This window comes from Alkalibacterium gilvum (genome assembly GCF_900109085.1).
Lineage (GTDB): Bacteria > Bacillota > Bacilli > Lactobacillales > Carnobacteriaceae_A > Alkalibacterium > Alkalibacterium gilvum.
Window position 1 is genome coordinate 1 of the sequence record NZ_FNYW01000058.1, and the last position, 8134, is coordinate 8134.

Here is an 8134-nt window from a genome sequence, read left to right on the forward strand (position 1 = left end):
GACTACTACGATAAAAAGTACAATGAAGTACCAAAAGCCCAGCACAAGCGAGCCCTCGTCTTAACAGCACGAAAATTTGTGCGTCTGGTGTTTGCACTCCTAAGCAATCACCAACTCTATATCGCCAGATCGGAGGCGATAGAGTCTTAAGAAAAGTGTTTTCTTAAGGGCGGATATCCGGAAGTTAAACCGAACGTATTTTCGGATACGTGACGGTTTAGTTGAGTGCGGCTTTTTTTATCGAATATTACTGAAATCTCTTAATCTTTGTTCTTGACTTACCACCATAATGCTTTTTTAATTAATATTTATGTTCATCTTACTTTGCAAAATAATCTCTTTTAATGCTTCTGCATCCTGATAAAATTGATTCAGAGAATCATTTTTTACAAACTCTAATAAATAATAAGGTTCTTTTGAATTTTTAGAGTGTCTATTGATCATATTGCTGTACTCTATCCACTCGTGTATCCCTTCTTTTAAAGATAATCGGTTAGTTTGTTCCCATTTAAATACATGAACATTCGTTATATATTGACCGATTTCTTTAATATTCTGCAATCGACTTTCCTTATCCAAACCAATTGACGGTTGCCAATAGAGTTTTATATTTTCGTCATTTACTGTTCCTAATAACTTTAATGTGCTTTCTACCGTGTCCGTTAAAGTTTTTCTATGATATTCATAGCTCACTCGTATATTTTCTTTTGCTGCTAATCCAGCGATTCGTTGACTATCTCGAACAACCTTATTAAAATAGGCATCGTCTACATCACTCGATCCTTTCCTACCAGCCCATACTCTGATATCTTTGGCCTTTAGTATCACTGCTGTTTCAAGTACTTCTTCGAATGAATATTCGTTTTCAATTCCCACTCGATAATATGAACCATAAGAAGAAGTTTCTAATCCTGCTTCGTCCATTATACGCACTACTTCACGTGCTCTTTTTTTATTATTTGGTGGTACATGTATGTCTGAACCCCATTCAATTGCCTTTAATCCTGCTCTTTTGACTTCACGAATTAGATCTTCTACTGATAAATTCCTAAAAGTGACTGAACATACTCCAAGTTTTACCACTTAAGCCATCCTTTCGTAATCTTCTTTGTTCACTTCATATTTTAATTTTTCACCAGCTAAATAAGCTTTAAATTCTTTAACCATTAAATCCCCCATTCGTGTGACTTCATTGCCTTCGCTACCTGCTATATGAGGTGTTAGAAATACATTTTTCATCTCATAAAGAGGTGAACTTTTTTTAGGTGGTTCTGGGTAAACTACATCTAAATAGGCAGAGATATCTTTGCGCTCCCTTAAAGCCTCAATCATTTCTTCTTCATTCACTACAGCACCTCTCGCTGTATTAATGAAAGTTGTATTTCCTTTCATAGATAAAAAATGTTTCTTACGTATCATCCCTCTTGTACTATCAAGTAAAGGCGTGTGTAAACTAACTACATCAGATTCTTTAAATAGTGTGTCTAAATCGACCAGTACTACACCTAGTCTATCAGCTTCTTCTTGAGTAATAAAAGGATCGTATGCTATTACTTCAAAATCAAAATTCTCAAATAATTTCAAGAGTTCTCTCGCAATAGCACCTAAAGAAATCAACCCAATTTTTACTTTGAAAGCTCCTCGAATATTTCTTTTACCAGGTTCGGGATAAGTTTTTGTATCATTTAATTGTTGGTTCATTGTAAGTGCATTCTTAAGTCCAAAAATTATTGCCGCGAGAGTATACTCGCTCACTGCTATAGCATTTGCAGCATTCGCAGTCGTTATACGAATCCCCTTTTCCCAAAAAGTATTAGTTACAATATTTTTAATCGTTCCTGCTCCATAAAAAACCATTTTCAAATTCGGTGCTGCATCCAAAACATCTTTTTCGAACTTTGGACCCCCCCATCCAGAAAATATAAAATCAACTTCAGATAAGATGTCAAGATTTTTTAATAATTCATCATTTGTTAACGGTTTGCTAACAAATTCTATATCTTCTTTTAATTCTTTAATTAAGTAATCGGGATATACTCTATGTGTAAATACATCATCCATTATAATAATTGCCTTCAATTTTTTACCTTCTTTCTTCTATATAATTAATTCCTCTAATCACATAACCTACAACAAAAGCAGATATTACGGTGCCTTCTCTTATTCCAACAACTTTTCCTAAACCGGTATATGAAATTATTGCAGCAATAATTACTAAAAAAATATCAAACAAAATTTTTATTCTCGAAAACTCTTTCTTACTTATTATCGCAACAAGGTTAACCATTCCTTCAGTTGGATTATTAACTATCTTAGCACTCAATTGTAACCAGATACTGTAGCCGATAATGACACAGCCTATTAATAGAACACTTAATTGACTTACATAGTTCATATCTTTTAAACCCGCTAATAAAAACATCGATAAGTCGATAAATAAACCCAAAATGGGACCAACTACAACTTGAAAATACTGTGATCTCGGAAAATTTTCTCTTAGCACTATTAATTGAATAAAAAAATAAAGTGTATTTATGATCAATGTAAATGTCCCGAAGGTTAAATTGAATACTCTACTTAATACATAGGGAATACTTGAGATAGCAGAGGTTCCTAAATTTGATTTTGTCACGAGAGCAATACCAAATCCCATTACAACTAAACTCATCAGGAATTTTAAGTAGCTTGTTAAGTCTTTATTCATTATATATTCAATCCAATCATTATTACGTTGATAGTATATACACTTCTTTGTTATTCTTCTTTTCTTCAATAACTAAAGCCTTCGCATGAAAAGTAACTCCTTCACAAACTAAATTTTTACGACCGTTATAAAGTTCATCATGAATAATTATGAAAGTTATGCTATATTCTTGATTTATTCGTATTTTTATCGCCATACCAAAATCGTTATCAATCACTTCTTTGTTATCTCTTAAGATATCTACTTGTTTATAAGTAAACTTTTTATTCATAAACAATTTTGAAGTGATAGATCTATTATTAAAAGTTGATTTCAATTCTATTTGTTTATTTCTTTCTATGTGGTTATATAAAGGAGAATATATTTGATCATTCAATTTCAACTCTTCATCCAAAGAAATAAATTTTAGGTTGTTTAAGTTCACTATTTGGTCAGTTAACTCTACTGAAACGCTAGGTTCTATATTAAAAAATGTTTGAAGCGAATGTTTTCCTTCTGCTTCTATATCGTCTAATACAAGCCAAACTCCATCATCAGAAATAATAATTTTACGTGTATGTGTATAGAAATGGGGGATTGCTCTGGATAAAGTTGTACCCTGGTAGAAGTGAAATCTGTTTTTATGTTTCACTCGATTTGCAATCGGTTTTATATAGCTCTCATAAGTCCAAGAACTATTAGGTATACTGCCTGCAACTTTATCTACAATAACTGAACTATGTGCTTGCGAAGATTTAAGATATATTCTTCGTGGGTCATCTTCTCGATAGGTATAACGACCGCTATCTATTATGATTCCTTTACCTTTATAATAAATAGACAAATGGTTATTATCTGCATGCGCATGTCCACTTCCCATTGTTCCGTTAGAAAATAATGTGAAGTTAGCATCATCAGACCAACTGCTTCGACTAGTAAACATTCCACTATCAAAGCCATCGAAATTAAAATCATTTACTAAATTACTAGAAAGATTAGCATAGCATTCAATTTGTGCCTTATTCATTTCGTATAAATTTTCGATACTGCTTAATGCACAGTTATTAACTTTAAAACGTTCTTCTTTGAACGTAACCGCACATAAATTTAATAAAGGAATTACATTACTAATATCACTGTCTCCGAAAGCTTCGATGGTTCCCCTTGGTGTCATTTGATATAATAAAGCATTAGCCATTGAATATATAATGTCTTTTACATTTGAAGACATTGGATAGCTTTTCATGTATACCAATTTTAAAGAATAATGCAAGACTTCAGCATGATACATTATTGATTGTTCCCAATGTAGGCCATTATCATATACTTGAAGTTTCATCTGTGTCTCAAATTCCTCAACTGCCCAATTAAATATTTCTTCTTTTCTTTTAAAATCAGAAAGCATAGGTATTACTCTGATAATGACAGCTGTCTGTATACTTCCCCAATTACTTAAAGTATATTTAGGTATATAATTATCTTTCATATACACAATTTGATTTATTATACTATTTTCTATTTGTTTATAATCTTCAACAGACAAAAGTTTAAATCTATCCAAATAAACCATTGCATTTATCCATGAATCAATTCTCATCGCAGTATCTAATGTTCGCGTCGAGTTATTTAAAGTAATTTCAGGATGACTTACTATCCAATCAAGCATTAAATACTTTCCATGTTCAATATATTTAATATCCCCTGTAAGAATCGAAGCCATCACAAGATACTCAAGATAGCCGAAACGATTGAGCATAAAAGTCCATTCATCATCTCCATTTGGATTAGCTAACCAATTTAATGGTTTTACTTCATAAGGAGTGTGACAAGGCTCCATATCCCAAGTCCTTGTAAAAACAAATTTATTTTCTCTTAACAAATTAGCTGTATTTAAAATGTTTTTTGAATCATCTAACTGATTCTTTATTAATTCAAAACTTTTTTTTAAACCAAGACTCTCAATATTTTCTTTAACTGTTAATTGTTCCATAAGTCCTCCTTCTAAAGAAAAGAATACTACCTTTTTATGCAGTATTCTTTTTTCAGATTTTAATGCCTATTCAATTTATGAGAGAATACCTAAATAGCTTAGAACAATGCCAAGAATGACCGTTAAAATAACCAATGTATAGGTATTCCAATTTTTCTTTTTGATCAAGTAATACATAAGTAGGGTGTATAAAATGGGAAGTAACGCAGGTGCCACTGTATCTAATAAAGATTGAATATCTACTTGTGATTGCCCCTCTTCAGTAACTTCGCCAGCTGCAAAACTAATATTCACGTTCATTTTTACAAAGGTTGCTGCAAGACCAGAAATAACTGTAACACCAACAATGTTTGCAGCTTCTGAGATTTGTGTGATTTTATCACTTAAAGTGTCAATAATTGTAGTTCCTAGCGTTAAACCGTATTTACCCATTGCTAAACGTATTGAAATAAGAACAGCATTTATCGCTAGAATAAAAAAGATAGGGGCATAAGTAACACCATCCATTGCCAACGATGCAAATATTGTTGAGAATAATGGAGCAATCGCAAATTGAGACAGTGAATCACCGATTCCTGCTAAAGGTCCCATCAAAGCCATCTTTAAACCACGTATGTCTTCATTTGATTCATTATTATCCGCCATCACTAAATGAAGCGAAGTAATAAATGGTACAAGTTGTGGATTTGTATTGTAAAACTCATTGTTTGCTAAGAGGTTATCAGCAAACTCATCATCGTTTTTATATATTTTCCTTAAAGCTGGATATAATATGTTACCATACCCTAACCCTTGATAATTTGTGTAATTAAACCCATTTTGTAAAAAGTATGAGCGAAAAGTTGTTTTAGTATAATCTTTTTTCGTTAGATTATTAAATCCAGTCTTCTTCGTCATTTACATCTTCTCCTTCCGCTGTTACTAAGTGTTTTTTTTCACTGTATTCATTGTATGCTTTTATTGCAAATACAGCAGCTAATAAAGCGATTCCCATAACTGGTAATTCAAAAAATGCAGCAAGAACATAACCAAGTATTGCAAAAGGAATTAATTTTTTATCAATCATTACTGATAAAATCATCGCAAATCCTATAGCTGGTAACATTCCGCCAGCGACATTTAATCCTGTTAGTAAGGCTTCAGGTACTAAATCAACTAGACTACTTAAAAGATCCATGCTGTAGGCACCTATGAATCCAATTAAAAACCCAGTAATTATAAATAAAGTGATTGTTACATTAATTGAAAGTTTATATTTTGTAAAATTTCTCTCTTTTAATGCATTGTTAGCCATCGTAGGGGTTCCTGACGCAAGTGTATAAACAAATGTTTGTAAAAATTGAATGGCTACAGCGAATGGAATAGACAATGACAACGCAGTTTCTGGTGTCACATTTGTACTTGTAATTGCTAGTAATGTACCAATAATTCCAGGACCAATTGGATTAGGTGGTACTGTACCTCCTGCTCCTACTCCAAATCCCATAAACGCTAATTCTGATATTGCTCCTACAGTTAAAGCTGTTGGAATATCTCCTAAAATAACCCCCACACCAAAAGCTAAGAATAATGCTCGATTGGTATAAATACCGAGCAGCATTCCGCCATAAGATAGTGCTGTCCAGAGGCCAATCAATAATGCTTGTACTATTGTTATGTCCATTTTTCTACCTTCTTTCTTTAGTTAAATATAATTTTTGACATCAACTTGTTTTGCTCCATCGTCTCCTCGTGGTGTGGTCTTAGTATTAAATGCTACTCCGTATTTTTCAATTAATTTTTTAACATCTGATTTTTCCTGCTGACCAAAAAAGAGTGAACGTGTTATTTTCTCTTTTCCTTCTGAATTATGAATGTTTCCTAAATTAACTTCTTTAATAGGAACTCCACCCTCAACTAATTTCAATAAATCTGAAGTATTTTTTGTGATAATAAATATTTTTTGAGCTGGTGCTGCTTTGTGAATAATGTCTATTACTTTATCAACACTAAAGAATCTCACACGAACACCCTCAGAAACACCAGACTTCATCAAAGACTGCGCCATCTTATCCTCTACTGCTTCATCATTTGCAACAATTACTGTGTTAACTCCTAGTGCTTTTATCCACTGATGACCTTGACCGTGAATTAATCTTTCATCTACTCTCGTAGCAACAATATTTGGTTTACTCAATTGAATCTTCCTTTCTGAATTAAAAAGTTAAAATTTCATTTTTATAATATTTAATAGCTTTTACTGTAATATTATCTCACTAATAACCCCCCCTTATCGCCTATAAACCCCTTACAATTCACTTTTTTTACAACGCCTACATTTGACAATTTCTACTATAACGTTTGCGTTAAACGTTGTCAAGGTTCAAAACTCAATTTTTTCCTTTTCTCTTTTTTCTTCACTTAATCTATATTCAAACAGTTCTACTATAAATCAATCAGCAATTCCTTTATACTGAAATTACTAATATATAACTTTTTAATTGATAATATCTGTCTTAAACCAGCTTTGTGCTTAAAATCATGCTATACTATGGAGACGAAATATAGAGAATTTAAAAGAGGGTTTTATATGAATTTCACTGCTATTGATTTTGAAACAGCCAATCGTCAGTCTCACAGCGCGTGTTCTGTTGCCTTAACGGTTGTTAAAGACAGCAAAATCGTTGATGAGTATTACACACTAATCCAACCAGAAACTTGGTTTGATCGAATGAATATAAGCATACATGGCATCTCTGAAGCGGATGTTTTTGATGCTCCTAAATTTCCAGATGTATGGCATGATATGAAGCAATTTTTCACACCGGAACAACTTGTTGTTGCTCATAATATGCCTTTTGATAAGCGCATATTAACTGGGACCCTTGACTACTACGGTGTCCAAGCGCCGCGTTTTAAAACGCTTTGTACTGTTCAGTCATCTCGTTCTTTATTAAGAGGGTTACCTAATCATAAACTTAATACGGTTGCTAAATATTATGGCATTCCATTAAATCATCACCATGCACTCGATGATTCAAGAGCTTCTGCTACTATTCTAATCAATCAGGAAAGAGAGTATGGTACATCAGCCTTACACCGCTTCATTAAATAAATATAAAGAAAAGGCTGGGACAAAATGAGCCGACCCCCAAAAGTTAGACCTAAAAATTCTAACTTTTGGGGGTATTTTTATGGCTAAATATAGCTATGAGTTAAAAATGAAAATCGTTCAAGATTATTTAAATCAAAGAGGAGGATATTTATTCCTTGCCAACAAATATGGGATATCCAGTAAAACAACTATTCAAAAATGGGTAGCTAGTTATAAAGCAATGGGAAAAGAAAGTTTGAAACGCAGTCGTCAAATTAAGAGTTATTCTGTTCAATTCAAGAGAGATGCGGTAGAGTTATACTTAACTACAGAAGTGTCCTATCAAGATCTCGCTATCGCACTTGACGTGAACAATCCTGCTCTTTTG

General features: G+C 32.7%; 9 protein-coding genes and 1 pseudogene. 3 read left to right on the top strand and 7 right to left on the bottom strand.

What is annotated here, in order from left to right; genetic code table 11:
- Nucleotides 1–150: pseudogene (locus BMX83_RS10805) on the top strand (IS110 family transposase); the annotation flags it as partial.
- A gap of 147 nt (nucleotides 151–297) precedes the next feature.
- On the opposite strand, the gene BMX83_RS10055 reads toward BMX83_RS10805, so the two are convergent.
- The 7 genes from BMX83_RS10055 to BMX83_RS10085 form a co-directional block, all read right to left on the bottom strand.
- Nucleotides 298–1083 (bottom strand): sugar phosphate isomerase/epimerase family protein, encoded by a 786-nt coding sequence (locus BMX83_RS10055; protein WP_091636661.1) that lies wholly within the window; start codon nucleotides 1081–1083, stop codon nucleotides 298–300.
- Nucleotides 1084–2079 (bottom strand): hydroxyacid dehydrogenase, encoded by a 996-nt coding sequence (locus BMX83_RS10060; RefSeq protein ID WP_218141948.1) that lies wholly within the window; start codon nucleotides 2077–2079, stop codon nucleotides 1084–1086.
- Between the two features lie 4 nt (nucleotides 2080–2083).
- Nucleotides 2084–2704 (bottom strand): YczE/YyaS/YitT family protein, encoded by a 621-nt coding sequence (locus BMX83_RS10065; protein WP_272980563.1) that lies wholly within the window; start codon nucleotides 2702–2704, stop codon nucleotides 2084–2086.
- Between the two features lie 22 nt (nucleotides 2705–2726).
- The gene (locus BMX83_RS10070) at nucleotides 2727–4673 is read right to left on the bottom strand and encodes an alginate lyase family protein (protein WP_091636666.1); all 1947 of its coding nucleotides are present in this window, start codon (nucleotides 4671–4673) and stop codon (nucleotides 2727–2729) included.
- A gap of 75 nt (nucleotides 4674–4748) precedes the next feature.
- A complete protein-coding gene (locus BMX83_RS10075) occupies nucleotides 4749–5570 on the bottom strand; it encodes a PTS system mannose/fructose/sorbose family transporter subunit IID (RefSeq protein ID WP_091636669.1) in 822 nt (273 codons plus the stop codon).
- Entirely contained in the window at nucleotides 5548–6336 is a 789-nt protein-coding gene (locus tag BMX83_RS10080) for a PTS mannose/fructose/sorbose/N-acetylgalactosamine transporter subunit IIC (RefSeq protein ID WP_091636671.1), read from the bottom strand. The genes BMX83_RS10075 and BMX83_RS10080 overlap by 23 nt, the downstream gene beginning before the upstream one ends.
- 21 nt (nucleotides 6337–6357) lie before the next feature.
- On the bottom strand, nucleotides 6358–6849 hold the full coding sequence (locus BMX83_RS10085; protein ID WP_091636674.1) for a PTS sugar transporter subunit IIB: 492 nt from the start codon (nucleotides 6847–6849) through the stop codon (nucleotides 6358–6360).
- 393 nt (nucleotides 6850–7242) lie between these two features.
- On the opposite strand from BMX83_RS10085, the gene BMX83_RS10090 reads away from it, so the two are divergent.
- Nucleotides 7243–7767 (top strand): 3'-5' exonuclease, encoded by a 525-nt coding sequence (locus tag BMX83_RS10090; RefSeq protein WP_091636677.1) that lies wholly within the window; start codon nucleotides 7243–7245, stop codon nucleotides 7765–7767.
- 79 nt (nucleotides 7768–7846) lie between these two features.
- Nucleotides 7847–8134, top strand: a 288-nt coding sequence (locus BMX83_RS10095; protein WP_143059534.1) for a transposase, incomplete at its 3' end; no start/stop codon positions are given.